Annotated in this window: 20 protein-coding genes and 1 pseudogene; 13 read left to right on the top strand and 8 right to left on the bottom strand. The window is 72.1% G+C overall.

Annotated elements, in window-relative coordinates:
* Positions 1 to 6: 6 nt before the first annotated feature.
* Positions 7 to 912 carry a polysaccharide deacetylase family protein gene (locus AB0D31_RS20050; protein WP_362724662.1) on the bottom strand — a complete coding sequence of 302 codons (906 nt, stop codon included), beginning with the start codon at positions 910 to 912 and terminating at the stop codon, positions 7 to 9.
* A gap of 531 nt (positions 913 to 1,443) precedes the next feature.
* Here AB0D31_RS20050 and AB0D31_RS20045 point away from each other — a divergent pair.
* From AB0D31_RS20045 to xdhC, 3 genes are read left to right on the top strand one after another with little or no spacing between them, the layout of a single operon-like run.
* Complete coding sequence (locus AB0D31_RS20045; protein WP_362724659.1) at positions 1,444 to 2,922, top strand: FAD binding domain-containing protein; 1,479 nt, start codon at positions 1,444 to 1,446, stop codon at positions 2,920 to 2,922.
* Positions 2,919 to 5,345 (top strand): xanthine dehydrogenase molybdopterin binding subunit, encoded by a 2,427-nt coding sequence (gene xdhB / locus AB0D31_RS20040; RefSeq protein WP_362724656.1) that lies wholly within the window; start codon positions 2,919 to 2,921, stop codon positions 5,343 to 5,345. The genes AB0D31_RS20045 and xdhB overlap by 4 nt, the downstream gene beginning before the upstream one ends.
* 1 nt (position 5,346) lies before the next feature.
* On the top strand, positions 5,347 to 6,156 hold the full coding sequence (gene xdhC, locus AB0D31_RS20035) for a xanthine dehydrogenase accessory protein XdhC (protein WP_362724653.1): 810 nt from the start codon (positions 5,347 to 5,349) through the stop codon (positions 6,154 to 6,156).
* A 191-nt stretch (positions 6,157 to 6,347) separates the two neighbouring features.
* On the opposite strand, the gene AB0D31_RS20030 is transcribed toward xdhC, so the two are convergent.
* The 6 genes and pseudogenes from AB0D31_RS20030 to AB0D31_RS20005 all read right to left on the bottom strand — a co-directional run bounded on the left by AB0D31_RS20030 (position 6,348) and on the right by AB0D31_RS20005 (position 12,378).
* Positions 6,348 to 6,851 carry a nucleoside deaminase gene (locus AB0D31_RS20030; RefSeq protein ID WP_362724651.1) on the bottom strand — a complete coding sequence of 168 codons (504 nt, stop codon included), beginning with the start codon at positions 6,849 to 6,851 and terminating at the stop codon, positions 6,348 to 6,350.
* 460 nt (positions 6,852 to 7,311) lie between these two features.
* Positions 7,312 to 7,941, bottom strand: a pseudogene (locus AB0D31_RS20025) (histidine phosphatase family protein); the annotation flags it as partial.
* 11 nt (positions 7,942 to 7,952) lie between these two features.
* A complete protein-coding gene (locus tag AB0D31_RS20020) occupies positions 7,953 to 8,432 on the bottom strand; it encodes an SRPBCC family protein (RefSeq protein ID WP_362724648.1) in 480 nt (159 codons plus the stop codon).
* Positions 8,433 to 8,476: 44 nt separating this feature from the next.
* On the bottom strand, positions 8,477 to 10,276 hold the full coding sequence (locus AB0D31_RS20015) for a carbamoyltransferase C-terminal domain-containing protein (RefSeq protein ID WP_362724645.1): 1,800 nt from the start codon (positions 10,274 to 10,276) through the stop codon (positions 8,477 to 8,479).
* 31 nt (positions 10,277 to 10,307) lie between these two features.
* Positions 10,308 to 11,354, bottom strand: a complete 1,047-nt coding sequence (locus AB0D31_RS20010; protein ID WP_362724642.1) for an FAD-dependent oxidoreductase — start codon at positions 11,352 to 11,354, stop codon at positions 10,308 to 10,310.
* Between the two features lie 67 nt (positions 11,355 to 11,421).
* Positions 11,422 to 12,378 (bottom strand): hypothetical protein, encoded by a 957-nt coding sequence (locus AB0D31_RS20005; RefSeq protein ID WP_362724640.1) that lies wholly within the window; start codon positions 12,376 to 12,378, stop codon positions 11,422 to 11,424.
* A 583-nt stretch (positions 12,379 to 12,961) separates the two neighbouring features.
* Here AB0D31_RS20005 and AB0D31_RS20000 point away from each other — a divergent pair.
* A complete protein-coding gene (locus AB0D31_RS20000) occupies positions 12,962 to 13,759 on the top strand; it encodes an amino acid racemase (RefSeq protein ID WP_362724637.1) in 798 nt (265 codons plus the stop codon).
* Positions 13,760 to 13,823: 64 nt separating this feature from the next.
* Positions 13,824 to 15,458: a helix-turn-helix domain-containing protein gene (locus AB0D31_RS19995; RefSeq protein WP_362724772.1), complete on the top strand. Its 1,635-nt coding sequence runs from the start codon at positions 13,824 to 13,826 to the stop codon at positions 15,456 to 15,458.
* Between the two features lie 152 nt (positions 15,459 to 15,610).
* Here AB0D31_RS19995 and AB0D31_RS19990 read toward each other — a convergent pair whose 3' ends face one another.
* Positions 15,611 to 16,198, bottom strand: coding sequence for an isochorismatase family protein (locus AB0D31_RS19990; protein WP_362724634.1), 588 nt, complete (start codon positions 16,196 to 16,198; stop codon positions 15,611 to 15,613).
* A 169-nt stretch (positions 16,199 to 16,367) separates the two neighbouring features.
* On the opposite strand from AB0D31_RS19990, the gene AB0D31_RS19985 reads away from it, so the two are divergent.
* From AB0D31_RS19985 to AB0D31_RS19950, 8 genes are all read left to right on the top strand, one after another.
* On the top strand, positions 16,368 to 17,867 hold the full coding sequence (locus AB0D31_RS19985) for a serine hydrolase domain-containing protein (RefSeq protein WP_362724631.1): 1,500 nt from the start codon (positions 16,368 to 16,370) through the stop codon (positions 17,865 to 17,867).
* Positions 17,864 to 18,913, top strand: a complete 1,050-nt coding sequence (locus AB0D31_RS19980) for a serine hydrolase (protein WP_362724629.1) — start codon at positions 17,864 to 17,866, stop codon at positions 18,911 to 18,913. The genes AB0D31_RS19985 and AB0D31_RS19980 overlap by 4 nt, the downstream gene beginning before the upstream one ends.
* Positions 18,910 to 19,821 carry a serine hydrolase gene (locus AB0D31_RS19975; protein ID WP_362724626.1) on the top strand — a complete coding sequence of 304 codons (912 nt, stop codon included), beginning with the start codon at positions 18,910 to 18,912 and terminating at the stop codon, positions 19,819 to 19,821. Before AB0D31_RS19980 ends, AB0D31_RS19975 begins: the two co-directional genes overlap by 4 nt.
* A gap of 481 nt (positions 19,822 to 20,302) precedes the next feature.
* Positions 20,303 to 21,877 carry an ABC transporter substrate-binding protein gene (locus AB0D31_RS19970; protein ID WP_362724623.1) on the top strand — a complete coding sequence of 525 codons (1,575 nt, stop codon included), beginning with the start codon at positions 20,303 to 20,305 and terminating at the stop codon, positions 21,875 to 21,877.
* Positions 21,874 to 22,956 carry an ABC transporter permease gene (locus AB0D31_RS19965; RefSeq protein ID WP_362724620.1) on the top strand — a complete coding sequence of 361 codons (1,083 nt, stop codon included), beginning with the start codon at positions 21,874 to 21,876 and terminating at the stop codon, positions 22,954 to 22,956. Before AB0D31_RS19970 ends, AB0D31_RS19965 begins: the two co-directional genes overlap by 4 nt.
* Positions 22,956 to 24,770: a dipeptide/oligopeptide/nickel ABC transporter permease/ATP-binding protein gene (locus AB0D31_RS19960; RefSeq protein ID WP_362724617.1), complete on the top strand. Its 1,815-nt coding sequence runs from the start codon at positions 22,956 to 22,958 to the stop codon at positions 24,768 to 24,770. The genes AB0D31_RS19965 and AB0D31_RS19960 overlap by 1 nt, the downstream gene beginning before the upstream one ends.
* A complete protein-coding gene (locus tag AB0D31_RS19955; protein WP_362724614.1) occupies positions 24,770 to 25,462 on the top strand; it encodes an ATP-binding cassette domain-containing protein in 693 nt (230 codons plus the stop codon). Before AB0D31_RS19960 ends, AB0D31_RS19955 begins: the two co-directional genes overlap by 1 nt.
* A 74-nt stretch (positions 25,463 to 25,536) precedes the next feature.
* Positions 25,537 to 26,640, top strand: coding sequence for a membrane dipeptidase (locus AB0D31_RS19950; protein ID WP_362724611.1), 1,104 nt, complete (start codon positions 25,537 to 25,539; stop codon positions 26,638 to 26,640).
* Position 26,641: the final 1 nt, after the last annotated feature.

The raw sequence follows: 26,641 nt of genomic DNA, 5'->3' as shown, positions 1-26,641 counted from the left end.
AGGAGGTCAGGCCGGAGCCAGGAGCGTGTTCAGGCTCGTGATCGTGTAGCCGTGCGTTCTGACCGCGTCGATGATCTGCGCAAGGGCCTGCGCGTCGAGGACGGCACCCTGGCCGTCGAGCGAGCCGACGTGCATCTGGATGATCGCGCCGGGACGCAGCGCGTCGATGGCCCGCTTGACGGCCTTCTGGACGGTCATGCCGGTGGCGGTGCCCTTGTAGCCGGTGGTGTCGGTGGTCCACTCGATGTCGGCGTACCCGAGCCGGTTCACCTCGGCGATCTGCTCGGGCGTGGTCTCTCCGTAGGGGAAGCGGAAGAAGGGCAGGGGCACGATGCCGGTGGCCTTGCGGATGGCCCGGTCGGCGCGGGTGATCTCCTCGGCCCGTTCCGCGGGGGCGAGCCGGCCGAACGGGGCATGGCTGTAGGAGTGGTTGGCGATGCCCTGGCGCGCAGCCGCGATGCTGCGGGCGGCGGCGGGGTGGCGTTCCGCGAAGTGGCCGGTGAGGAAGAAGGTCGCCGGGGCGTCCTGCTGGCGCAGCACTTCCAGGACGGTGGCGAGGCCCTGCTCGTCCCAGGCGGCGTTGAAGGTGAGCGCCACGGTGTGGGCGGTGGTGGGCATCTGCCGGATCTCGGCGCCGTACAGCTTCTCGACGGGCGCGTGGACGGTGCCGGCTCGCAGCGCGCCGGACGACGGGGGGCCGGACTGCAGGGTGGCGGACGGAGCCGAACCGGCCGTCGTGGCCGCGTACGACGACGTGGAGAGCGGCGGTGTGGCGTACCGCGACGTGGCGAGCGCGGTGCCGACCGGTCCGGGCAGTGCGAGTACGGCGACGGCCGTCGCCAGCACGGTCGCGGCCAGGGCGAGCGGCGTCCCGAGGGGCACCGTACGACGGCGGAAGAAGGTGGGGGCCATACGTCCGGAACGTAGCGGGCCGCGCATTCCACGCCGCGATGCCGCACCAGCCGGAGGCGCCGGTTACACACATAGGGCGAGAGCAACTATGCAAGAAGTGACGAACCCGCACCCTCCGGGCGCACCGGGAGCAACAGTAATAACAGTTCGGGATTCGAGCCTTGACCGATGCACTAGGGCGACGTAACTTCGAGCGTAACGACCCTGGTGAAATATACAGAAGGAGGCGACGTCGGATGTCAACCATCTCCGGTCTGCTGCGCCTCGCCCACCAGGTCGCCTGGGCCCCCGGCCGTGTAGCACACGGCTGCTGACCAGCCCTTTTCCCGGCTTGCCGATCACGGCTCCCGGGCATCTCTGCGTCTCCACCTCCGCTTAGGCACGCTGTTCCACCGCTTAGGCACGTTGCCGCCGCGCGCCGATCTGTCGCGCCGCGCTCCGAGTTCCGGCGTTGCGCCACCGAAGAGAGAAAGCTCCTGACATGGCTACTCAGATAGTCCGATGCACCATGCGCCGAAACGAGGACGTGCCATGGTAGCGGCGCGTATCACCGTCAACGGGAAAGAAACCCCGCTCGCCCCCGCCGCGCCCCACACCACGGTGCTCGACTTCCTGCGCGAGCGCGGCCTCACCGGCTCCAAGGAGGGCTGCGCCGAGGGTGAGTGCGGCGCCTGTTCGGTCCTGGTGGCGCGTCCCGGCGTGAACAAGCCGACGGACTGGGTCGCGGTCAACGCCTGCCTGGTTCCGGCCGCCGCTCTCGACGGCCAGGAGGTCATCACCTCCGAGGGCCTCGCGACCGTGGGCGAGCCCGGCGCGGCGCCCGTCCTGCACCCCGTGCAGGAGGAGATGGCGGTCCGCGGCGGCTCGCAGTGCGGTTACTGCACCCCCGGCTTCATCTGCAGCATGGCCTCGGAGTACTACCGCCCCGACCGCTGCGCGCACGAGACGCCGGCCGGCGAGACCGAGGCCGCCGCGGGCGACCACGAGCACGGGCCCAACGGGTTCGACCTGCACTCGCTGAGCGGAAACCTGTGCCGCTGCACCGGCTACCGCCCGATCCGCGACGCCGCGTACGCCGTCGGTGAGCCCACCGACGACGACCCGCTGGCCCAGCGCCGCGACCAGGCGCCGCCCGCGCCCGCGACCACCGAGTACACCCAGGGCGAGGCCACCTTCGTACGGCCCGACACCCTCGCCGAGGCGACCCGCCTGCTGCGTGAGCGCCCCGACGCGGTGCCGGTCGCCGGAAGCACCGACTACGGCGTCGAGGTCAACATCCGCTCGCGCCGCGACAAGCTCGTCGTCGCGATCGATCGGCTGCCCGAACTGCGCGAACTGCGCGTCGAGTCCGACCACATCCTCATCGGTGCCGCGCAGGCGCTCACCGAGATCGAGCGGCGCCTCGACGGCAGCGTCCCGCTGCTCGCCGCACTGTTCCCGCAGTTCGCCTCGCGGCTCATCCGCAACAGCGCGACCTTCGGCGGCAACCTCGGTACCGGCTCCCCCATCGGCGACAGCCCGCCGGTCCTGCTGGCGCTCGAAGCGTCGCTGATCCTCGCGGACGCCGACGGCGAGCGCGAGGTGCCGCTCGCGGAGTACTTCACCGGCTACCGGCAGAGCGTGCGCCGCCCCGACGAACTGATCCGCGCGGTACGCATCCCGACGCCGCTGTCGAAGGTCACCGCCTTCCACAAGATCGCCAAGCGCCGCTTCGACGACATCTCCAGCGTCGCCGTCGCCTTCGCCCTCGACATCGAGGACGGCGTCGTCACCAAGGCCCGCATCGGCCTGGGCGGCGTGGCCGCGACCCCGATCCGCTCCCTCGCCACCGAGGCGGCCCTCGAAGGCCGGCCGTGGACGGCGGAGACCGTCGACGCCGCGGCGCGAGTACTGCGCGGCGAGGGCACGCCGATGAGCGATCACCGTGCCAGCTCCCTCTACCGTTCCGCGATGCTCGGCCAGAGCCTGCACAAGCTGTACGCGCAAACCACCGAGGCGGTTTCGTCATGAGCCATCTTTCCGAACTCCCGGAGAAGCCCGTCGTCGGCGTCTCCATGCCGCACGAGAGCGCCACGCTGCACGTCACCGGCACCGCGCTCTACACCGACGACCTGATCTACCGCACCAAGGACGTGCTCCACGCGTACCCGGTGCAGGTCATGAAGGCGCACGGCAGGATCACCGCCCTGCGCACCGAGCCCGCGCTCGCCGTGCCCGGCGTGGTGCGCGTGCTGACCGGCGCCGACGTGCCGGGCGTCAACGACGCCGGCATGAAGCACGACGAGCCGCTCTTCCCCGACGAGGTCATGTTCCACGGCCACGCGGTGGCGTGGGTGCTCGGCGAGACCCTGGAGGCGGCCCGGCTCGGCGCCGCCGCCGTCGAGGTCGAGCTGGACGAGCTGCCCGCCCTGGTCACCGTCGCCGAGGCGATCGAGGCGGAGTCCTTCCACGGCGCCCGCCCGCTGATGGAAACCGGTGACGTCGACGCCGGCTTCGCGGAGTCCGCGCACGTCTTCACCGGCGAGTTCACCTTCTCCGGCCAGGAGCACTTCTACCTGGAGACGCACGCCGCGCTCGCCCTGGTCGACGAGAACGGGCAGCTGTTCATCCAGAGCAGCACCCAGCACCCCTCGGAGACCCAGGAGATCGTCTCCCACATCCTGGGCATCCCCGCCAACGAAGTCACCGTGCAGTGTCTGCGCATGGGCGGCGGCTTCGGCGGCAAGGAGATGCAGCCGCACGGCTTCGCCGCCATCGCCGCGCTCGGCGCCAAGCTCACCGGCCGCCCGGTCCGCTTCCGCCTCAACCGGACGCAGGACCTGACAATGTCCGGCAAGCGCCACGGCTTCCACTCCTCCTGGAAGATCGGGTTCGACGCCGAAGGCCGCATCCAGGCCCTCGACGCCACCCTGACCGCCGACGGCGGCTGGAGCCTGGACCTGTCGGAGCCGGTGCTCGCCCGCGCGCTGTGCCACATCGACAACACGTACTGGATCCCCAACGCCCGCGTCGCCGGCCGCATCGCGAAGACCAACACGGTCTCCAACACGGCCTTCCGCGGCTTCGGCGGCCCCCAGGGCATGCTGGTGATCGAGGACATCCTGGGCCGTGTCGCGCCTCAACTCGGCATGGACGCCATGGAGTTGCGCGAGCGCAACTTCTACCAGCCGGGCCGCGGCCAGACCACGCCGTACGGCCAGCTCGTCACCCAGGCCGACCGGATCTCCGCCGTGTGGGAGCAGGTGAAGGAGGACGGCTCCCTCGCCGACCGCAAGCGCGAGATCGCCGCCTTCAACGCCGCGCACCCGAACACCAAGCGGGCCATCGCCCTCACCGGCATCAAGTTCGGCATCTCGTTCAACCTCACCGCCTTCAACCAGGGCGGCGCACTGGTCCTGATCTACAAGGACGGCTCCGTCCTGATCAACCACGGCGGCACCGAGATGGGCCAGGGCCTGCACACCAAGATGATGCAGGTGGCCGCGACCACCCTCGGCATCCCGCTGCACAAGGTGCGGCTCGCCCCGACGCGTACCGACAAGGTGCCCAACACCTCGGCCACCGCGGCGAGTTCGGGCGCCGACCTCAACGGCGGCGCGATCAAGAACGCCTGTGAGCAGCTGCGCGAGCGGCTGCACCAGGTGGCCGGCACCCAGCTCGGCGGCAACCCCTCCGACGTCCGCATCGTCGAGGGCGTCGCCCGGGTCCTGGGCAGCGACAAGGAACTGGCCTGGGACGACCTGGTGCACGCCGCGTACTTCCAGCGCGTCCAGCTCTCCGCGGCCGGCTTCTACCGGACCGAGGGGCTGCACTGGGACGCCAAGTCTTTCCGCGGCACCCCGTTCAAGTACTTCGCCAACGGTGCCGCCGCGACCGAGGTCGAGGTGGACGGCTTCACCGGCGCGTACCGCATCCGGCGCGTGGACATCGTCCACGACGTCGGCGACAGCCTCTCCCCGATGATCGACATCGGTCAGGTCGAGGGCGGCTTCGTGCAGGGCGCCGGCTGGCTGACCCTGGAGGACCTGCGCTGGGACACCAGCGACGGCCCGCACCGCGGCCGGCTCCAGACGCAGGCGGCCAGCACGTACAAGCTGCCGAGCTTCTCGGAGATGCCCGAGGAGTTCAACGTCACGCTGATGGAGAACGCCACCGAAGAGGGCGCCGTGTACGGCTCCAAGGCCGTGGGCGAGCCTCCGCTGATGCTGGCGTTCTCGGTGCGCGAGGCGCTGCGTCAGGCCGCCGCCGCGTTCGGGCCGAGCGGGACCAGTGTCGATCTGGCCTCGCCCGCGACCCCGGAAGCGGTGTACTGGGCGATCGAGGAGGTCCGCAAGGCCTCCGCGAACCAGCCCGCGCTCAACGGTTCCGCCGTGAACGGCCACGCCTCCAACGGCAAGGTCCGGACCGGCGCCGCAGCGATGAGCGGTGCCTGACATGACCTGGGTCGCCGCGGTCGGACGTTTGCGGGCACGCCGGGAAGCCGGCGTCCTCGTGACCGTCGCGACCGTGCGCGGCCATGCCCCACGCGACGCCGGCGCCAAGCTGGTGGTGGGGCATCGGCGGACGTGGGGCTCGATCGGTGGCGGCAATGTGGAAGCCGTCGCGATCGACCGGGCCCGGGAGATGCTGGACGCGTCCAAGCCGGAGCCGGAGCTGATCGACTTCGCCCTGAACGACAAGGTGACCAACCAGCACGGCGTTCAGTGCTGCGGCGGCACGGTGTCGGTCCTGCTCGAACCCCTGCCGGTGGTACGGGCGGTGGCGCTGTTCGGCGTCGGACACGTCGGGCTTGAACTGGCGCGCATCCTGGCCCGCCAGGACCTCGATCTGCATCTCATCGACTCCCGCGCCGACATGCTCACCGAGGAGCGGCTCGACGTCCTCGGGGACGCGGTGGCCCAGGTGCATGTGCACCACACGCCGCTGCTGCCCGAGGAGGTACTCGACGAGCTGCCGCGCGGCACCCATGTGCTGATCATGACGCACGACCACGCCGAGGACGCGGCGCTCTGCGACGCGGCCCTGCGCACCGATCACCTCGGCTCGATCGGGCTGATCGGGTCGGCAGCCAAGTGGGTGCGGTTCCGCAAGCGGCTCTCCACCGAGGGCGGTCACGACGACGCCACCATCGACCGGATCAAGACGCCGATCGGCCTGGCCGACGTCACCGGCAAGGAGCCCGCGACGATCGCCGTGAGCGTCGCCGCGGACCTGCTGCGTACGTTCGAGCACGAAGTCGACTGATGGGTGCCGGCTGACGGGTGTCGGCTGACGACTGACGGAAGGGCGGCCGGGGGGCCGCCTTTCCGCCGGTCCGAGCCCTCAAGTCCGGGACACCGAAAGGGCCCCCACGCTCACGCGAGCGAGGGGGCCCTTTCGGTGGTGCTCAGAGAATCAGAGACTCAGTGGTCGATCGCAGTCGATCACTCAGTGACTCAGTAGTCGATGCGGTCCGTCTTGGCGACCCACGCGTCGAACGGCGCCGTACGGTTCGCCATCTCCACGCGCTCGATCACCAGCGGCCACAGCTCCGCGGGCCGCTTCTCGAAGAGGTCGTAGAACTTGCGGTCGTCGAAGCCGGCAACCGCGGCGTCGTCGCGGTCGGCCGCGAAGATGACCCGGTCGACCCGGGCCCACAGAGCGGAGGAGAGACACATCGGGCAGGGCTCGCACGAGGTGACCAGGGTGCAGCCCTCCAGCGAGAACGAGCCCAGCTCCTGGCAGGCCGCACGGATCGCGGTGACCTCGCCGTGCGCGGTCGGGTCGAGGTGCGAGGTCACGTTGTTGTTCCCGATCGCGACGACCTCACCGCCCTTGGCGATCAGTGCGCCGAACGGACCGCCGCCGTTGTGCACGCTGGTGGTGGCGAGGCCGATGGCCTGGTCCATCCACGTGCGCTCCAGCTCCTGGATGCTCGTTTCGTGCGTCTGCACGGTCATGGTCTCTCCTTTGTCACTGACTGTGGGGAGCCCCCGCGTGTGCGTCACACACACGGGAGATCGGCGCGACTGGGGCCGAAAAGAGTAGGCGGCTCGCCGACACCACGCACTTGGCACGACGGGTTCCAGTCAGCCCTGCACGCGAAGACCCGGACGGGATCGGGGTGGGCATGAGCAGCCGCACCGTCCTTTCCGGGCCGTGTTCACGTGCTGTTAACGGGAATATCGCAAGTACATCCGCCAGGCCGTTTCACGGAAAGTCACCGAACCCATGAAGGACTTGGCTGGTCAGCTCGGTGAACTTGTAGAGTCGCACGAGAGCCGAGCCCTTGCTTTGCAGGCGCGAATCAGGATGCGTCCTGCTGTGTGGCGCGCTGTGTGGCCCGCCCCTCCCCCGCCCCGCCCCCACCGTGTGGCCTCCCCGCGATCACCGCGATGGCGCCGCTGCACACCGTCCGGTTCAAGCCACGCGGTGGGGGTCGTCCAGGTGGTGGGTGTCGTTGAGGCCCCGCACCGTGGCGGTGCCGTCCTCGTCGTACGTCACCGTCGACAGCGAGGCGGCTGCGAGGTCCATACGGAACAGGCTGTGCGGCGGCGCCTGGAGCGCGAGGCGGATCAGGGTCCTGAGCGGCCCGACGTGCGAGACGACCACGACCGTGGCGCCCGCGTACCGGGCGATGAGGCGCTTGCGTGCGGCGGTGGCCCGCCAGGTGACCTCCTGCATGGTCTCGCCCCCGCCCGTGGGCGCGACCTCGGGCGAGGCGAGCCATGCGCTCAGGTCGTCCGGGTGGCGCTCGCGGACTTCTCCGAAGGTCAGCCCCTCCCAGGACCCGAAATCCGCTTCCCGCAAGTCCCGGTCGGTACGGGCGCTCAGCCCGAGCCGCGCGGCCACGGGCGCGGCGGTCTCGCGGCAGCGCCGCATGGGTGAGGTGACGACCGCTTCGATGCCGTCGCGGCCGGCGAGGGCCTCCGCCGTCGCCAGGACCTGGCGGCGGCCGACCGGGGAGAGCCCGGGGTCGGTTCCTCCGCTGCCGGACAGCCGCCCGTGCGGGGTGAGCGGGGTCTCGCCGTGCCGCACCAGTACGAGCGTCGTCACCCCGCTCACTGCGCGGACTTCGCGAAGTGGTCGCGTACGGCGTCGGTCTGCTTCTCCATGACGTCGATGATCGCCTCGACGACCTTCTCGTCGGCGTCCTCGGCTATGTCCAGGACCCGCGACCAGTCGAAGAAGCTGCGGTCGGGGTCGTTGGTGATGGCGAAGACGCGGATGGTGGCCTCGTAACGGGCGACACCGCTGGTGGGGGCGACGGCGCGGTAGGACTGGGTCCGGTTGATCTCGTCGCGGGCCGCGATCTCCTGCTGGACGAGACGGCCGTTCAGGGTCAGCTTGAAGTCGTAGCGGGCCGGGACGGTGTCGACCGAGCCGCCCTCGGTCCAGGTGACGTCGCGGTGGATGTCGAGGTCGCCCGGCGAGACGATGTCCAGGATCTGCATGGCGTCACGGACGGTCGCCCACACGGTGTCCGGGTCGGCGTCGAGGATGGTCGAGTGGTACATGGTGTGCTTGCGCTGGATCGGCACGGAGTGCCCCTTTCGCAGAGTGCTGGTTGGTTGGTTGACGGTGGTTACGCGGTCGTCTTGGTGACGAGGTGGTTGCCGAGGACCAGATAGTCGATCTCGGTGCCCAGGAAGCAGTTCAGGGCGTCGGTGGGCGTGCACACGATGGGCTCGCCCGCCACGTTGAACGAGGTGTTGATCAGGCAGGGCACATCGGTCAGCTCGATGAACCTGCGCAGCAGCGCCGTGAGCCGCGGGGTGCCCTCGTCGGTGAGGGTCTGGATGCGGGAGGTGCCGTCCACGTGCACGGCGCCGGGGATACGGTCGCGGTACTCCTCGCGGACCGGGAAGACGAACGTCATGTACGGGGAGCTGGTCTTGCGCCCCAGGTCGAAGATCTTCGGCGCCTGTTCCTCCAGGACGAGCGGCGCGAACGGGCGGAACGGCTCCCGGTGCTTGACCCGCGTGTTGATGATGTCCTTGATGTCGGTGAAGCCGGGGTTGGCGAGGATGCTGCGGTGGCCCAGCGCCCGCGGCCCGTGCTCGACGCGCCCGTCGAACCAGCCGATGACGACCTTCTCCGTCAGGAGCTTCGCCACATGGTCGACGACCTCGTCGTCGCCGAGCCGCGTCACGCTCACCCGGCCCGCGAACTCCGCGAGGGCCTCCTCGATCGCGGCCTCGCCGAACGACGGGCCCGTGTAGGGGCTGACGGGCGCGGCGGCGGCGGCGATCTGTGCGCGGCCGGTGCCGGGATCGTTCAGCCAGGCGTGGGCGGCGGCGCCGATGGTGATGCCGGTGTCGGAGGCGCCGAAGCTGACCTGCATGTCCGCGAAGCGGGAGCCCTCGAAGAGCGGGGTGTTGTTGAGGCAGTTCAGGGCGACACCGCCCTCGAAGAGGAGCAGGTCGAGGTCGGAGCGCCGTTCCAGGTGACGGACCTGGTGGGCGGTGGCCACGTTCAGCATCTCCTGCGCGGCCGCCGAGACCCGGGCCGTGTAGGCGAGGGTGTCCTCGAAGGGCCCGAAGTACTCCTCGAACAGGGCGTCGTGGCTGTGTACGTCGTCGGTCCGCAGCGGCTTGGTGAAGGAGTACCGGCCGTCGTCGTGCAGGCGCAGGAGGTCGTCGACGAACGGGTTCGGCGTCGGCGGGCCGGTGTATCCGGCCAGGCCCATCACCTTGTATTCGTCGTTGTTGGGGACGAAGCCGAGGAAGCGGGTGATGGCGGAGAACATCGTGCCCATGGAGTGCTCGGCGCCCGTGACGGTGTCGTCGAAGACGGTGATCCGGCCGTCGCGGATCTCGCCCGTCAGGGTCGAGAAGCGCTCGGCGCGGCCGTCGCTGACGAGGAACGCGGCGTCCTTCATCCCGGCGAGGTAGTAGCCGGTCGTGGCGTGCGCCAAGTGGTGCGGTACGAAACGGACCTTGGCCGGGTCGGGTCGGTACCCGGTGCGGGCCTCGAAGTCCGCGAGGATCGCGTCGTGACCGACGACCTGCTCGTACAAGTCCCGCATGTTGCCGATGAGTTGGGGCTTGGCGTCCTCGGGGAGCGGTGCGGCGTCGATGCCGTCGGCGATCTCGGCGAGCACCTGGGGGGACCAGTTCCAGGGGAAGGCGAACAGATCGACGTCGTCGAACGTGAGCCCGGCTTCCTTCAGACACCAGTCGACGGCGTTCTCGGGGAAGTCGGTGGTCTTCTTCTCCCGGTTGAGGCGCTCCTCCTCCACCGCGGCGACGAGGCGGCCGTCCACCAGGAGCGCGGCGGCGGCGTCGTGGCCCAGGAGGTAGTGCTTGTTGATGCCGGTCGCGCCGAAGCGTTCGGAGAAGAACTCCGAGACCCGGCTGAAACCGTTGCAGCCCAGAACGATCACTGCGTTCCTTCCTGTTGTGCCTGGCGTGGGACTACTTGACGATCAGCAGGTCGCGAAGGTGCTCCCCGGCCGCGGGTGCCTGGCACAGGCCCGCGCCGGTGAATCCGGCCGCGTACAGGAAGCGGCGGGCGGGGTCGGCGCCGATGAAGGCGGTGTTGTTGGGGCTGGCGTCGAAATCGCCCGACCAGGCTCGGTGCAGGCCGATGCCGTCCAGCGCGGGGAACAGGGTGCCGAGGTGGCCGGAGATACGGCCGAGCCAGGCCGCGCGCTCCTCGCCGGGTCGGGGTGCGCCCATGGCGAGCAGGACGCGGCCCTTCCACGACCGGATCCGCAGCCCCGAGGTGGCGTGCATGGTCATGGGCAACTCGCCCTGACCGGACGGGACTTCGTCGGTGAAGAGCATCTCCATCGAACGGGGTGTCAGCGGCAGGTCGATGGAGGCCATGGCGGCCACCTCGCCGGCCCACGGCCCGGCCGTGCACACCACGGTGTCCGCCGTGATGGCGCCTCGCGGGGTGTGCAGGGTGTTGTCGTCGTCGATGCGCAGGACGGGGGTGTGGGTGAACAGGCGGGCGCCGTGGTTGCGGGCGCCGGCCGCGTATCCGCGGACGATGTCGAGGCCTTGCACGTCGTACGCCTGGGGTGACCAGGCGGCGGCGAGGACGGCGCGTTCGTTGATCAGCGGGTTGCGTTCGGCCGCCTCGCGGGCGCTGATCAGGCCGACCTCGACGCCGACGGCGCGCTGGGCCTGGAGCCCTTGCTCGAAGTCAGCGATCTGCTGCTCTTCGGTGAACAGCGCCATGAACCCGAGTCGTTTCATGGCGAGGGGGGTCTCGGTGTGCCGGGCGAACTCGCGGTACGCGTGCACACTCCGTACGGCCATCGCGCCGGTGCGGGGGTCGCCCGGGAAGTAGGTGCGGATCATGCCCGCGGTGTGCGCGGACGCTCCGCCGCCGAGGCCTCCGCGCTCCAGCAGCACGGTGTCCACGCCGGCTTCGGCGAGGTGGTACGCCGCTGAGGTTCCGATGACTCCCCCGCCGATGACGACGGCGTCGGCGCGGGCGGGCAGGGCGCTCAAGTTCTTCTCCTGTGATGGGGGTCCATGGGACGGGGCCAGTGCCGGGGCGGCCGGGCCGCGCGCCGTCTCAGGCGGCCTGCTGACGCAGGTGGTCGCCGGTCTCCCAGGGGTAGAGCTGGAGGTTCCAGCCGCCGAGACAGTTGATGTAGAGCGCCATCTGGCTGGCGACGGCGTAGAAGTCGTCCCGGTCGAGGCCGTCGAGGATGGCGAGGAAGCGCTGGGTGAACGCCCACAGCTGCTCCAGGCCGCAGTAGCCGAGGAACTCGGCGGGCACGCCGACCATGAGGCGCGTCATGTGCTTGAGGGAGTCCAGCTCCATGCCCTGCACGACACCGCGCACGATGCCGCCGTACGCCGCGTAACCCAGCGGCCGGGTCTCGCCGTTGACGAAGAGCAGCGTGGGCAGGACGGTGCCGAAATTGCCGGCCTGCGAGGGGATGACGCCGCGGTGCAGGCCGTCGAGCTCGACGGGCGGTTCCAGCCAGATCTTCTCGGTCTCGGCGTGAATGTCGGCGATCAGGCGGGCGGCGTCCGCGGTGGCGGCGGGCAGCTCGGGGATGCGGTGGCCGCCCTGCTCGCCGGCGCGGCGGACCTCGGCGACGATCTGCTTCTTCGTGGAGTACACGGCCTCCCAGATCGCGGCGCCGGCTTCGAGCAGCGCGGGCATGTCGGCCTCGCGGACCTGGCCGACGGGGGTGGCGGGCATCGGCTCGGTCAGCGTGCCGTACTTGATGCCGAGGTGCTGCAACCCCGAGCAGAACACCGTGCCGTTGGGCGCTTCGCGCCGGTCGGGGATGCGCAGATCGTGCGGGGTGTGCAGCAGGGCCGGTATCGGCGATACGTGGTAGAGGTGCTCGCCCGCGATGAGCGCGTGGCCCTGGAGGCTCTGGTAGGGCAGCGAATCCCACAGGGCGTCGGCGAGGGCCGGGTTGCGGTCGTCCAGGTCGGCGGTGACCGTGAGGCCCAAGTCGGGCCAGGAGATCTCAATCTGACGATCCGACAGCTTTTCGTACTTCTCGGACAAGGCTTTCCCCGTTCGTCGGTGCGGCTTGCTGTCCGAGGAGTACATCGCCAACCACCGTGATCCGGCCAGGCGTTGAAGACATGAACCCGCGATCTCCCTGAGCTCCGCAGTTTGTATCTTTCTACGGAACCGCAGCTCGGGCGGGTTGTGTGTGGCATCCCAAACGAGCGTGACCGGGCCGTTTCCCGGCTCCGGTCCCGTCCGTCGTGCCGTCAGGCGCGCTCCTTCGTCCCCAACAGGGCCGGCGCCAGGGCGAACAGGGCGGCGGTAACCAGCCATGCGGGCGCACTCGTGGCCGGGTGGAGGGTGATGGCCCACCTCGCGGCGGACGGGCGGCCGTCCGGCTGACGGCCGTGGCCCAGGATGAGACGTGGGGGGCGGTTGCGGAGGGTTGCGGTCCGGTACGCGGGGGCGTCGGCGAGCACCCCGGCGCGTCCGGATCCCTGACCCCTCGCGTCCGTCGTCCACCGGTCGGGAGCCCGGTCCCAAAGGCGGGCTCTGCTTTTGGCGGGCGGGACGACCCCCCGGAGCGCTCCGTGCCGCAGGATCGGCCCGACCGGGGAACGCGGCGGAGGGCGGCGGCATGGCTGTACGACGGGGGCGCCCCACGCTGGGGATTCTGGGCGGGATGGGGCCGCTGGCCACCGCCGCGTTCTACCGCACGCTCGTCGAGCGGACCCCCGCCGACGCCGACCAGGGGCACCTGCCCGTCCTCATCTGGGCCGACCCCACCGTCCCCGACCGCACCAGCGCGCTCCTCGGCGAGGGGCCCTCGCCCCTGCCCGCGCTCGTGGCGGGCGCCCGCTGGCTCCAGCAGGCCGGCGCCACCTGCATCGCGGTGCCGTGCAACACCGCCCACGCCTATGCCGAACAGATCGCCGGGGCGACCGGCGCCGACATCCTCGACATGATCGATGCGGCCCTGCGCCGGGCCGCCCGGAGCGGGCCCGACGTGCGGCGCGTGGGCGTGCTGGCCACCCGCGGCACCCGCATGGCACGCCTGTACGAGCAGGCGGGCCAGCGGCTCGGACTCGGCGTCGTGCAGGTGCCCGACGACGTTCAGCGGGCGTACGTCGACCCCGCGATCCGCGCCGTCAAGGCGGGGGCACACCTCGCGGACGGCGGTGACGACGGGCCCGAGCGCTGGATCGCCACGGCGGCCGAGGCGCTCAAGGAACGCGGCGCGCAGGTGGCCGTCGCCGCCTGCACCGAGATCCCGCTGGTCGCCCGCGCCGCCGCCCGGGTGCTTCCCGTCGTCGACTCCGCCGAGGCGCTCGTCGAGCGGGCCCTCGATCGGCTGTGGCGACCCGCTCCGGAACGGGGCGACTGCGGTGATCCTTGCCGGAGTGGTTCGTTCCGGGGTACGGGGGCGGCGACGTAATCTCGTGCACAGCTACGGACGCGTACCGCCGCGCCGGTCCTAACCTGCGGAGATGATCAGGCACATGTCGACGCACCCCGCCCGGAGCCTGAGCCGGGTGCTCGAAGATCTCGGCCCCACCCTCCTCGATCTGCTGCACGGCGATCCCGGGACCGCGGCCGAGCTCGGCGGCGTCGGCATCCACGATCCGCACGACGAGCAGCACTACCCGGAGCGGGCCATCGTGCTCGGCGTCGGGGTGCACGGCGGCGACGAGATCCGCCGGCTCCTGAGCGAGCTCGGCCGGCTGGGCGCCGCCGCGCTCGTGGTGCGCGGACCCGTCGAGGACGACGGCACCCTGGGCGCCGCGGCCGCCGAGTCCGGCATCGCCCTGCTCGCCCTCACGCGGGGCGCCTCATGGGCCCAACTAGCCGCCATGCTACGGACGTTGCTGTCGGAGGGCGATGTCGGAGAGGCCGGCGAGCAGACCCTCGGCGGGGTGCCGTCGGGCGACCTGTTCGCGCTGGCCAACGCGATCGCCACCCTTCTCGACGCCCCCATCACCATCGAGGACCGCCGCTCGCGCATCCTGGCCTTCTCCGGCCGCCAGGACGAGGCGGACGCCCCCCGCGTCGCCAGCATCCTCGCCCGCCGCGTGCCCGAACGCTATCTGCGCATCCACGAGGAACACGGCGTCTTCAGGGAGTTGTACCGCAGCGACAAGCCGGTGCACATCCCGCCGCCCACGCTGGGCGACGAGGTCGCGCTGCCCCGCGTCGCGATCGCGGTGCGCGCCGGTGACGAGATCCTCGGCTCGGTCTGGGCCGCGGTGCGCACGCCTCTCACCCCCGAACGGGAGGAGGCGTTCCAGGAGGCCGCCAAGCTGGTCGCGCTGCACATGCTGCGCTTCCGCGCCGGCACCGACGCCGAGAACCGGCTCCGCGCCGACCTCGTGACCACCGCACTCGAAGGCGGCTCCGGCGCCGTCGAGGCGCTCGGCCGGCTCGGGCTCGCCGACGGGCCCCTCCTGGTCATGGCGCTCGGCCTCGAACCGCTCGCGGACACCGACCACGCCCAGGTCACCGCCGAACGCCAGCGCCTGGCGAGCGCGCTCGCCGTCCACCTCACCGCGGTGCAGCCGCGCTCCGCGGTCGCCCTGCTCGGCGATGTGGCGTACGCCCTCTTCCCCGTCGCGGGCGACCCGGCGACCGCGCGCGAGCGGGCCCTCCAGGTGGCGTCGAACTTCCTGGAACGCACCGGCAACCGCACCGGAGCGGCCGTCGGGATCGGCTCCCTCGCCCCCGAGCCCGCCGCCCTCGCCCGCTCCCGCACCAACGCCGACCGCGCCCTGCGCGTCCTGTCCGCCGGCTCCACCACGCGCCGGGTCGCCGCGATCGGGGACGTCTACATCGACGCGCTCCTGATCGAGATGCGGGACCTCGCCCTCGCCAACCGGGACGAACTCTCCGGATCCATCGCCCAGTTGGTGGCGTACGACAGCCGCCACAACGCCCACCTCGTCGAGACGCTGCGGGCGTGGCTCGACGCGTTCGGCGATGTGATCACCGCGTCGGCGAGCGTCTTCGTCCACCCCAACACCTTCCGCTACCGGATCCGCCGGGTCGCCGAAGTCGGCCGGATCGACCTCGGCGACCCCGCCGCACGGTTCGCCGCGATGCTGGAGCTGCGGCTGATGGGCCTGTACGACGGCGAGGCCTGACGCGTACGACAGCGAGGCCTGCCGAGGCCAGGCGGGTCCCCGGCCGCCGGGGGGTGTCCGGACGGCCCCCGGCCGGCTGGGGTGTCCGGACGGTCCCCCGCCCCGCCCGGACACCCCCCGGCTCACCCCCCCGGCTCACACCCCGGCCGCGTTCACAGCCGTACGCCCGGCGGCACCGTCAAGTCCGCGTGGGTGTCGTGGAAGGTGTTCGCGCGCTCGATGGTGCGCACCCAGTCGTAGAACACTTCCTTCGCGGAGAGCGTCTCGATGCCGCGGGCGGCCAGGCGCCGCAGTCCGCGCTCGTGGGCCGGGCCCGGCGAGTACGTGGCGTCGTCCACGACGGCGACCCGCTTGCCCGCGTGGTGCAGCTGGATCGCGGAGTGGGCGACGCAGATGTCCGTCTCGATGCCGACGAGGACCGCGGTTGAGCGGCCGGTGGCGTCCAGGGCGGCGGCGATATCCGGGTTGTCCCAGACGGAGAACGCGTTCTTGGGCAGCGTCACGGCCTGGGCGGGGAGCGCCTCGCGGATCGGCGCGACGGTGTGGCCGCTGGTCGCGGGGTCCTCCTCGGTGACCACCACGGGAAGGGAGAGGCGGTCCGCCACACCGGTCAGCCACGCGATGCGCCGCACCATCTCCTCGAAGCGGTCGCGGTCCACGTCGACGCGGCGCCGCGGATAGAAGTCGCTCTGCACATCGATGATCACCAGGGTGCAGTCGTCGCGGTCCAGCAGGGGCATGTCCGTCTCCTCGTACGTCGCGGTGCGGCCACCCTAGAAACGGAGCCGCCCCGGCAAGTCGTCCGCCCGACCAAGCCGTGACCTGCCCCTTCGTACGCGTGGACCAAGAACGGCGCGGGTGTACGTGCCACGCTGGCGCCCTACCCGATGGAGCCGAGGGAGGACGCCGGTGAACCCGGACCTGGTACGACCGGACCTGGCCGCACCCCCAGCCGACACCGACCGCTGGACCACGCGTCTCGCGGAGCTCGCCGCCGCGTGCGACGTGCCCGGCGCGAGCCTCGCCGTCGCCCACGCCGGCCGCGTGGACAGCTACGCGACCGGTGTCCTCAACACGGCGACCGGCGCCCCCGTCCGCACCGATTCGCTGTTCCAGATCGGGTCCGTCACCAAGGTGTGGACGGCCACCCAGCTCATGCTCCTGATCGAGCGGGGGACGGTGGCCCTGGACACCCGGGTCGTCGACATCCTCCCCGGCTTCGCGGTCGGCGACCCCGACGCGTCCGCCCGCATCACCCTGCGCCACCTGCTCACCCACACCTCCGGCATCGACGGCGACCTCTTCCTCGACACCGGGCGCGGCGACGACTGTCTGGAGCGTTACGTCGCCGCGTGCGCCGGCCTCGAACAGACCTTCCCCGTCGGGGATTCCCACTCGTACTGCAACTCCGGTTTCGTCATCGCGGGCCGCGTGATCGAGCGGCTCACCGGCCTCGTGTGGGACCGGGCACTGCGCGAGCAGATCTGCGCGCCGCTCGGCCTCACGCACACCTGGACGCTGCCGGAGGACGTGCTGCGCTTCGGCGCGGCGATGGGGCACGGCGAGTCGGGCGTACCCGCGCCGGCCTGGGGGCTGCCCCGGTCGGTCGGCCCGGCGGGGCTGATCTGCGCCACCGCCGCCGACGTGGTCGCCTTCGGGCGCGCCCATCTGACACCCGGTGCGCTCCTCGCCGACCCGGCCGCCATGCGGCGGGCCCAGGTCGACCTGCCCAACCCGTACGACGGCGGCAGCCAGTGGGGCATCGGCTGGTGCCTCGACGAGTGGGGCGGCCACCAGGTGGTCTCCCACACCGGCGACACCATCGGCCAGCACGCCGCCCTGTGGCTGGTGCCCGACCTCGGCACGGTCGTCGCGCTGCTGGTCAACGGCGGGCGCGGCGCCGAACTCCAGCACCGGGTCATCACCGAACTCCTCGCGGACTTGCACGGGTTGACGGTCCCGGAACCGATCGCGCCGCCCGCCCGCCCGGTCCGGGTGGACACCGGGGCGTTCACCGGCGTCTACGAGCGGGCGGGCAGCCGCATCCACGTCACGGAGGTCGAGGCCGAGGCCGATGACGGTGAGGGCGAGGGCGGGTTCGAGGGCGAGGGCGGGGGCGGGGGGCGCGGTCAGGGTGCCGGTCTGCTGCGGATGCGGACCGAGCCCACCGGGATGCTCGTGGGCCTGGCCCCCACCCGGATCCTGACCCTGACCCCCGTGGACGCGACCACCTTCGTGGGGCGTGACGCGGACGACCCGATGTGGCGTGCCGTCGTCTTCGAGCACCGTACGGACGGCCGCTCGTACCTCCACTACAGCGGCCGCGCCACGCCCAAGTCATCTGCTGCGTCCGGTGGTTGTGTTGCACAGCAGGCCGGTGCGCTCGACGCGACGGAGCTCCCGCGATGACCGCCGCCTCCCCGCCCGGGACCGCGGACGACACGCTCCACGCCCCTCACGCCCACCCCGCCCTCCGCGCGATCTTCCGTGAGGCCGGCGTGACCGGGTTTCTGCACGCCGTCGACCTCGACACCGGGGAGGACATCGGGTCGGGGGCCGACGAGCCGGTGATCGTCGCGTCGATCCGCAAGATCCCGGTCGCCGTGACGTACGCCCGCCAGACCGCCGCCGGTGTCCTGGACCGTGCGGCGCGGCACACCGTCACCGCGGTCAACCGCGAGGGCGGCGGCATCGGCACCGACAGCTGTCTGTACGACGTCACGATGAGCACCCGCGACCTGGCGTTCTTCATGCTGTCGATGAGCGACAACGCCGCCACCGACAAGCTCATGGAGATCGTGGGAACGGAGCAAGTGCGGGCCACGGCAAAGGAGTTGGGGTGTCCCGACATTCCCGTCGGACGCTATCGCGAGCTGTGGGACCCCGTCTGGGCGGAGCTGGGGCTCGACACCGACGGCGACCTCGACGCCCAGCTCGACGACGTGGGCGAGGACCGCCTCCGCAACCTCGCCATGCTCGACCCGCACCGGTCGGCCTCGGCCACCCCGCGTGAGATCACCGGCCTGCTCGCCGCGATCTGGCGCGACCGCGCGGGGCCGCCCGAAGCGTGCGCCGAGGTACGGGAGTTGATGAGCCATCAGCTGTCACAGCACCGGCTGGTCGCCGGGTTCGGAGACCTCGGTGACGCGGTACGGATCGCGGCGAAGAACGGCTCGCTGTGGGGAGTTCTCAACGAGGCCGCCGTCGTCGAGTACCCCGACGGGGGCCGGTACGCGGTGGCGGTGTTTTTGCGCACCGCCACGCTCGGCGGGCGCGATCCGGCGGCCGACGACGCGATCGGGCGGGCCGCCCGCGCCGCCGTCGACCACCTGCGCCGCGCCCGTACGGCCGCCACCGCCGTCACCTCCTTCACCTCCGTCACCTCCGTCTCAGCCTCGCCCTCAGCCTCCGCCTCCGCCTCCGCCTCCGCCTCCCGGAAGGGGACCCCCCGATGACCAGTGCCGCGACCGGTACCGCAGAACTCGCCCACGCGTCGCTCACCGCCCTCTTCGAGCAAGCCGGGGTCGACGGTTTCGTCCACGTACGCGACATCGACTCGGGCGCCGAGTTCGGCCACCGTGCCGATCAACGCACCGTCCTGGCCTCGGTGTTCAAGATTCCCATCGCCCTGGAGTACGCCCGTCAGGTCGCGGCGGGCACACTCGATCCGGCGGCCCGGCACACGGTGAGCGCCGCGTACCGCTCCGGTGGGGGCGCCGCCACCGACGGCTGCCGGTACGACGTCGAGGCCGCCACGCGTGACCTCGCCTTCCTGATGATGACGATCAGCGACAACGCGGCCACGGATCTGCTGCTCGACATCGTCGGGCTTGAGCGGGTCCGCGCCACCCTGGATGCCTTGGGCCACCGGGACTTCGGGGTGGCGTCCTGCGCCGCGCTCGACGACGGCATCCGGCGCGAGCTGGGGCTCGATCCGGCGCGCTCGCTCGACGAGCAGCTGGCCGGAGTCGCGCCGGAACGGCTGATGGCGCTGAGCGTCAACGACCCCGGCGTCGCCCCTTCGAGCACCCCGCGGGATGTCACGGCCCTGCTCGCCGCGATCTGGCGGGACGAGGCGGGGCCGGCGTCCGCCTGTGCCGAGGTGCGCGCCCTCATGGGTCAGCAGGTGTGGCAGCACCGGCTGGTCTCCGGGTTCCCCGGGGCGGTACGTGTGGCGGGCAAGACCGGCACGGACTTCGCGGTGCGGAACGAGGTAGGGGTGGTGGAGTACCCCGACGGGGGGCGGTACGCGGTCGGGGTGTTTCTGCGCACCCCGGTGCCGGATGTACGCCAGCCGCGCGCCGACCGGGTGATCGGCGAGGCCGCCCGTGCCGCCGTCACCCACTTGCGTACCCAAGGCTGACCTCCCCGGGGCTCCGCCCCAGACCCCGTTCGCGCCTTAAGGGCGCTCGTCCTCAAACGCCGGACGGGCTGAAGATGCCCATGCCGCCCCGCGCCGAGCAGCCGGACGGGGTGGGCTGAGGACGCACATGCGCCCAGCATCGATCAGCCAGGGGCGCGGGGAACTGCGCGAGACGCGGGCACGGTCCGCACCCGAAAAACGGCCGTTCAAGGGGCGCGGGGAACTGCGCGAGACGCGGGCACGGTCCGCACCCGAAAGACGGCCGTTCAAGGGGCGCGGGGAACTGCGCGACCAGCCCCACCGGGCCCGCACCCGAAGGTGAACCGTGCCCGAAGGCGAACCGGTGTCGCACGCTCACCCCGGGTTTCGGACCGGGGCCCCAAACACGCACCCCCTCTTTGGCGGCGGGGCTGAATCAATTTCGGCCAGGACTCGTCAGGGTGAGGCCACCCATCCGCCCCGAGGAGCCCTCATGCCCCCCATGACGAAAGCCAACGCGATCGCCGCCTGTCTCGCGGTGTCGCTGCTGGCGGCCGGCTGCGGTACCGGCCGAGCCGGATCGGCCGGCGGCGACACCTTCAGTTACGCGATCAAAAGCGATCCCGGACTGCTCGACCCCGCCCAGGTGCAGAACACCACCACCTACACGGCCCTGTCACTGGCGTACGACACCCTCGTGAACATCGGCCCCGACGGCCGCGTGGTGTCCGGCCTCGCCGACCGGTGGGACGTCGCCCCGAGTTCGGTCACGTTCACCCTGCGCCCCGGCGTCACCTGCGCCGACGGCAGCCCCGTGACCCCCCGCACCGTCGCCTCCAACGTCGCCCACCTCACCGATCCGGCCACCAAGTCACCCGCGCTCGGTGTCGTCGTCCCGCAGGGCCTGACCGCGAAGGCCGACGACGCCGCCGGCACGGTCACCCTCTCGACGCCGCAGCCGTTCGCGTTCATCCTCCAGTCCACGCGCTATCTCTTCGTGGTGTGCGGCGCCGGCCTCAAGGACCGCTCGCGGCTCGCCCGCGCCACCTCCGGCTCCGGCCCGTTCCAGCTGACGTCCGCGCGGCCCGGCCAGAGCTACACCTTCGCCCGCCGCGAGGGGTACGCGTGGGGTCCCGGCGGTGCGGGCCTGCCCGCCGACGCGCCCGGCCAGGTCGTCCTCAAGGTCGTGGGGAGCGAGGCGACCGCCGCCAATCTGCTGCTCTCGCACCAGCTCAACGGCGCCCAGTTCGCCGGCCCCGACCGCTCCCGGGTGACCCATGTGCCCGGCATCGGGACCACCGTGGCGCCCAACGGCACCCACGAGTTCTTCTTCCACCAGGGCGCCGGCCACCCCGGGCAGGACCCGGCGGTCCGTACCGCGCTGCTCCAGGCGGTCGACCTCACCGACCTCGGTGCCATCGCCACCGGCGGCACCGGACGCCGGCCCACCGGTCTGGTGATGCAGCCCCGGCCGTGCCCCGAGGACACCGTCACCGGACACCTGCCCGCCTTCGACCCCCGGGCCGCCGAGGCCGCGCTGGACGCCGCCGGCTGGCACCGCTCCGGTGACGGCGTACGCCGCAAGGACGGGCGGAAGCTCACCCTGCGGATGATCTACGGCACGTCCGGCGGCGAGACCATGGCGGCCGCCGCCGAGTACCTCGCGCAGGCGTGGCAGAAGGCCGGCGCCGACGTCCAGCTGCGGGCCCTGTCCGACGCCGCGTACGGCGAGGTCGAGTCCGTCACCCAGGACTGGGACGTGGACTGGGCGCCGCTCGGCGTCACCCTGCCCACCCAGCTCACCGGCTCGCTCTCGGGGCCCTTCACGCCCGACGGCGGCAACTTCGCGCACCTGACGAACAAGGCGTACGACGACCTCACCGCCCGGGCCGACAAGCTGCCGGGCTCCACCGGGTGCGGCACGTGGTCGCGCGCCGAGAGCGCCCTGCTCGACAGCCGCGACCTGGTGCCCGTCGTCGACAAGACCCTGGCCACCGGCGCGCACGACGCGACCTTCCGCATCACCGCCGGGCTCTTCGACCCGACGTCGATCCATATGACGGGAGCCACGACGTGACGCCACGCGCCGAAGGGACAGCCGCGCGACCCGGCACCCGATCCGGCACCGAACCGGCACCGCGTGTGCGCCGCGCCCGCCGCCTCACCCCGCTCGTCCTCACCCGGCACCTGCTGCGCCTCGCGGTCAGTCTCGCGGTGCTCGTCGTCGCCTCGTTCGCGATGATCCACCTCATCCCGGGCGACCCGCTGCGGCAGATGCTCGGCCCGACCGCGCCGAAGGAACTCGTCGACCAGCGGCGCGCCGCGATGGGCCTCGATGCCTCCCTGCCCGTTCAATTCGCGCACTACGTACACCAGTTGGTCACCGGTGACCTCGGCACGTCATTCTTCTCCTCGCAGCCGGTCGGTGACATCGTCGCGCAGGGGCTGCCCAACACGCTCTCCCTCGCGGTGCTCGCCACGTTCGTCGCGCTGGCCGTGGCGATCCCCCTCGGTATGTGGGGCGCGGTCCGCACCCACCGGGGGCGCGGGCCCGCCACCGAGGCCGCGTTCACCACGCTGACCGGCGCCGCCGTCGCCATCCCGGAGTACCTGTACGGTCTGGCCCTGCTGCTCGTCTTCGCCCTCGGGCTCGGTCTGCTGCCGCCCGCCGGACTCACCGGGCCGGCCTCCTACGTGCTGCCGGTCACCGCCCTCGCGATCGCGCCCGCCGCGATGATCGCCCGGCTCGCCCGGGTGGAGACCCTGCGCGAACTCGACACCGACTACATGCGCCTCGCGCACGCCAAACGCCTGCCGCCGCTGCGCCTGTACGCCCGTCATCTGCTGCCCAACACGCTGACCGCGACCCTGACCATGGGCGGCCTGCTGCTCGGCGGGCTGATCACGGGCAGCGTCCTCGTCGAGAACGTCTTCGCGTGGCCGGGCCTCGGCCAGCGGACCGTCGAGGCGATCACGCAGAAGGACTATCCCGTCGCCCAGGCCATGATCCTCGTATACGGGGCGCTCGTCCTGGTCGTCAACTTCCTCGTCGACCTCGCCCTCGGCGTCCTCGACCCCAAGTCCGCGGTCACACCAGGCACTTCGGGCTCCTCCGCTCCGTCCGCTCCGTCCGCCGCCACCCGCCAGGAGGGCTGATGCGCCGCCTGATGAGACATCCCGCCGGGCCGGCCGCCGCCGTCCTGGTCGCCGCCCTGATCGTGCTCGCCGTCGTGGCGCCGCCGCTGCTCGGGGAGCAGGCCGCCGCCATCCACCCCGACCGGATCAACCAGGGCGCGGGCGCCGCCCACTGGCTAGGCACCGACGCGCTCGGCCGCGATCTGCTCGCCCGCACCCTGGTCGCCACCCGCCTCACCCTGGGCCTCGCGTTCCTCGCCACGCTCATCGGCACGGTCGGCGGTGTCCTGCTCGGCGCGCTGCCCTCGCTGCTGCCGCGCCGGACCGGCCGGCTCGTCGTCGCCGCCGTCGACCTGCTCGTCGCCTTTCCCGCGCTGCTCCTCGCCATGTTCACCGCCGTGGTGACCGGGCTCGGCGCGCGCGGCGCGGTCCTCGGTATCGGGGTGGCCCTCGCCCCGGCGTTCGCCCGCCTCACCCACACCCTGACGGCGTCCGTCGCGGGCGCCGACTACATCGCCGCCGCCCGCATGCTGGGCGTACCGCCGCACCGCGTCCTGGCCCGGCACCTGCTGCCCAACATCGCCGAGCCGCTGATCCTCAACACCGCGCAGGCAATGGGAAGTTCACTTCTCGGCCTGTCCGCGATGTCGTTCCTCGGCATGGGCGTACAGGCACCGTCGTACGACTGGGGGCGGCTGCTCAACGAAGCGTTCGGGCACGTCTACGTCACCCCCGCCGTCGTCGTCGCCCCCGCCCTCGCGGTGGCCCTGGCCGGGCTCGCCTTCATGCTGCTCGGCGACGCCTTCGCCAAGGCCGCCGCCGGCGCCGACCAGCCGGCCGGCGCTCCCGTCACCCCGGTCGTCGAGCCCGCCGGCGACGCCCCCGACCCGGACGCCGTGCTCGACGTACGCGACCTCACCGTGGCCTTCCCCGGCGGGACCACCCCGGTGCGCGCGGTGTCGCTGACCGTGCGGACCGGCGAGATCGTGGGCCTGGTCGGTGAATCGGGCAGCGGCAAGAGCATGACGGCCGCCGCCATCGGCCAGATCGTGCCCTACCCCGGAATCGTCGCCGCCGCCCGCACCGCCCTGTGCGGCACCGAACTCACCGCCCTCGGCCCCGCCGAGCGCCGCGCGCTGCTCGGCTCGTCGCTCGCCATGGTCTTCCAGGACCCGACGGCCTCCCTCAACCCGGCGCTGCGCGTCGGCGGCCAGCTCACCGAGGTGGCCACGCTGCACGACGGCGCGAGCCCCGCCGAGGCGCGGGCGCGGGCCGTGGAACGCCTGGGGCGCGTCCACATCAAGGACCCGGCCGCCGTGGTCCGCCAGTACCCGCACGAGTTGTCCGGTGGCATGCGCCAGCGCGCCGTCATCGCCATGGGGCTCATGGGCACACCCCGCCTGATCATCGCCGACGAGCCGACCACCGCCCTCGATGTGACCGTGCAGCGCGAGGTGCTGCGCGTGCTGCGCGAGGTCGTCGACTCCACCGGCGCCGGGGCCCTGTTCATCTCGCACGACATCGCCGTCGTCAGCGACGTGTGCGACCGCGTCGCCGTGATGTACGCGGGCCGTGTCGTCGAGGAACTCCCCGCCGACGCCCTGCGCCGGGCCCGCCACCCCTACACCCGGGCGCTCATCGGCTCGCTGCCCGACATGGACACCGACCGCGCCCTGCCGCTCGCCACCATCCCCGGCCGCCAGCCCTCGCCCGCCGACATCGGCGAAGGCTGCGCGTTCGCCGACCGCTGCACCCTCGCGGGCGACCGCTGCTCGGCGCCGCCGCCGCTCACCGCCCGTACCGCCGGGCACCACGTCGCGTGCTGGGAGGCATGATGCGGATCAGCGAACTCACCGTACGGTTCGGCGCGTTCACCGCCGTGGACGGCGTGAGCCTCGATGTCGCGCCGGGCACGGTCACCGGTCTTGTGGGCGAGTCCGGCTCGGGCAAGTCGACGCTGGCGCGCGCCGTCGCCGGGCTCACCCCGTACCGCGGGACCGTGACGGGGGTCGAGCGCGGCCGCGTCCAGATGGTGTTCCAGGACCCGTACTCCTCCCTCAACCCCCGTATGCGGATCGGCGACGCCATCGCCGAGGGCTCCCGGGTGGACCGGGGCCGGCGCGACGCGGAGGTGGCCCGGCTGCTGGAACTCGTCTCGCTGCCCGCCGCGCACGCCCGCCGTTACCCCCGCGAACTCTCCGGCGGCCAGCGTCAGCGCGTCGCCATCGCCCGCGCACTCGCCGCCGAACCGGACGTCCTGATCGCCGACGAGATCACCTCCGCGCTCGACGTCTCGGTGCAGGGCGCCGTCCTCAACCTGATCCGCGAGCTGCGCGCCGAGCTGGGTCTGACGATGCTGTTCATCTCGCACAACCTCGCCGTCGTGCGGTACGTCTGCGACGAGGTCGCCGTCATGCGCCACGGCCACCTCGTGGAGACGGGCCCCGTCGAGGACGTCATCGGCGCGCCGAGCCACCCGTACACCCGCACCCTGCTCGAAGCGGTCCCCTCCCTGACCCGGGCCTGACCCCAACGTGCCTGCTCCACCGATGTGTTGATGACCCCGCGCCCGCACCCGCGCCCGCACGAAAGGACGTATCCGTGACCCTGGACCTGCACACCCGTGCCGTCGTCGCCGATGCCCACAACGACCTCCTCATGGCCGTCGCCGCCCGGCCGCACCGGCGCTGGGCCGGTTTCTCCCGCGAGCGCTGGCTGCCCCAGCTGCGCGCCGGCGGCATCGACATCCAGGTGCTGCCCGTCTTCATCGACGACCAGTACCGGCCCGAGGGCGCCCTCCGGCAGACCCTGCGCATGATCGAGTGCGCCCATGTCCTGGCCGAGGGCAATGCCGACCAGGTCGCCCTGTGCCGGGACGGCGACGAGATCGACGCGGCGCTCGCGCAGGGCAGGATCGCTCTCGTCCTCGCCCTGGAGAGCGCCCCCGGCGTGGACGCGAGTGTCGAGCTGTTCTCGACGCTGTTCCGGCTGGGCGTACGGGTCGCCTCGATCGCCCACTGGGGCCGCACCCCGCTCGCCGACGGCAGCCGCGAGGACGCCACCGGCTCCCGCCTGACCGTCCCCGGCGTGGCGGCGCTCGCGGAGATGGAACGCCTCGGCATGCTCTTCGACCTCTCCCACCTGGGGGCGAGCGGCGTCGATCACGTCCTGGAGCTCGCCACGCGGCCGCTGCTCGCCACGCACTCCTGCGCCCGCGCGCTGCGCGACCACCACCGCAACCTGCCCGACGAGCATCTGCGGGGCATTGCCGCGACCGGCGGGGTGGTCTGTGTCAACTTCGTACCGGACTTCCTCACCGATGCCCAGGACAAGGTGGACGTGGAGCGGATCGCCGACCACATCGAGCACATCGCGTCGGTCACCGGCATCGACCACGTCGGGCTCGGCTCCGACTTCGTCCAGGAGATCATGGACGACCTCACCCCGCCGTGCTGCGAGAACCTCGACGACGAGGACCCCCTCTTCTCCTTCCCCGGCCTGGAGGGCCCGGCGGGCATGCCGCTGGTCACCGGCGCTCTGGTGGGGCGCGGGTTCGGCGAGGACGATGTCCTCAAGGTGCTTGGCGGCAACCTGCGGCGCGTGATGGACCGCCACATGGGCCGTCCCGGCGCCGGGACGGCCGCCGGACGTCCCGGCGGGCCCGGCACGGGGACGACCGCCGGCCGTCCCGGCGGCCGCGCCTGAG

The organism is Streptomyces sp. NPDC048361 (assembly GCF_040651795.1).
Lineage (GTDB): Bacteria > Actinomycetota > Actinomycetes > Streptomycetales > Streptomycetaceae > Streptomyces.
Note: the sequence above shows the minus strand (reverse complement) of the source record. Positions and strands in the feature narration are given on the sequence as shown.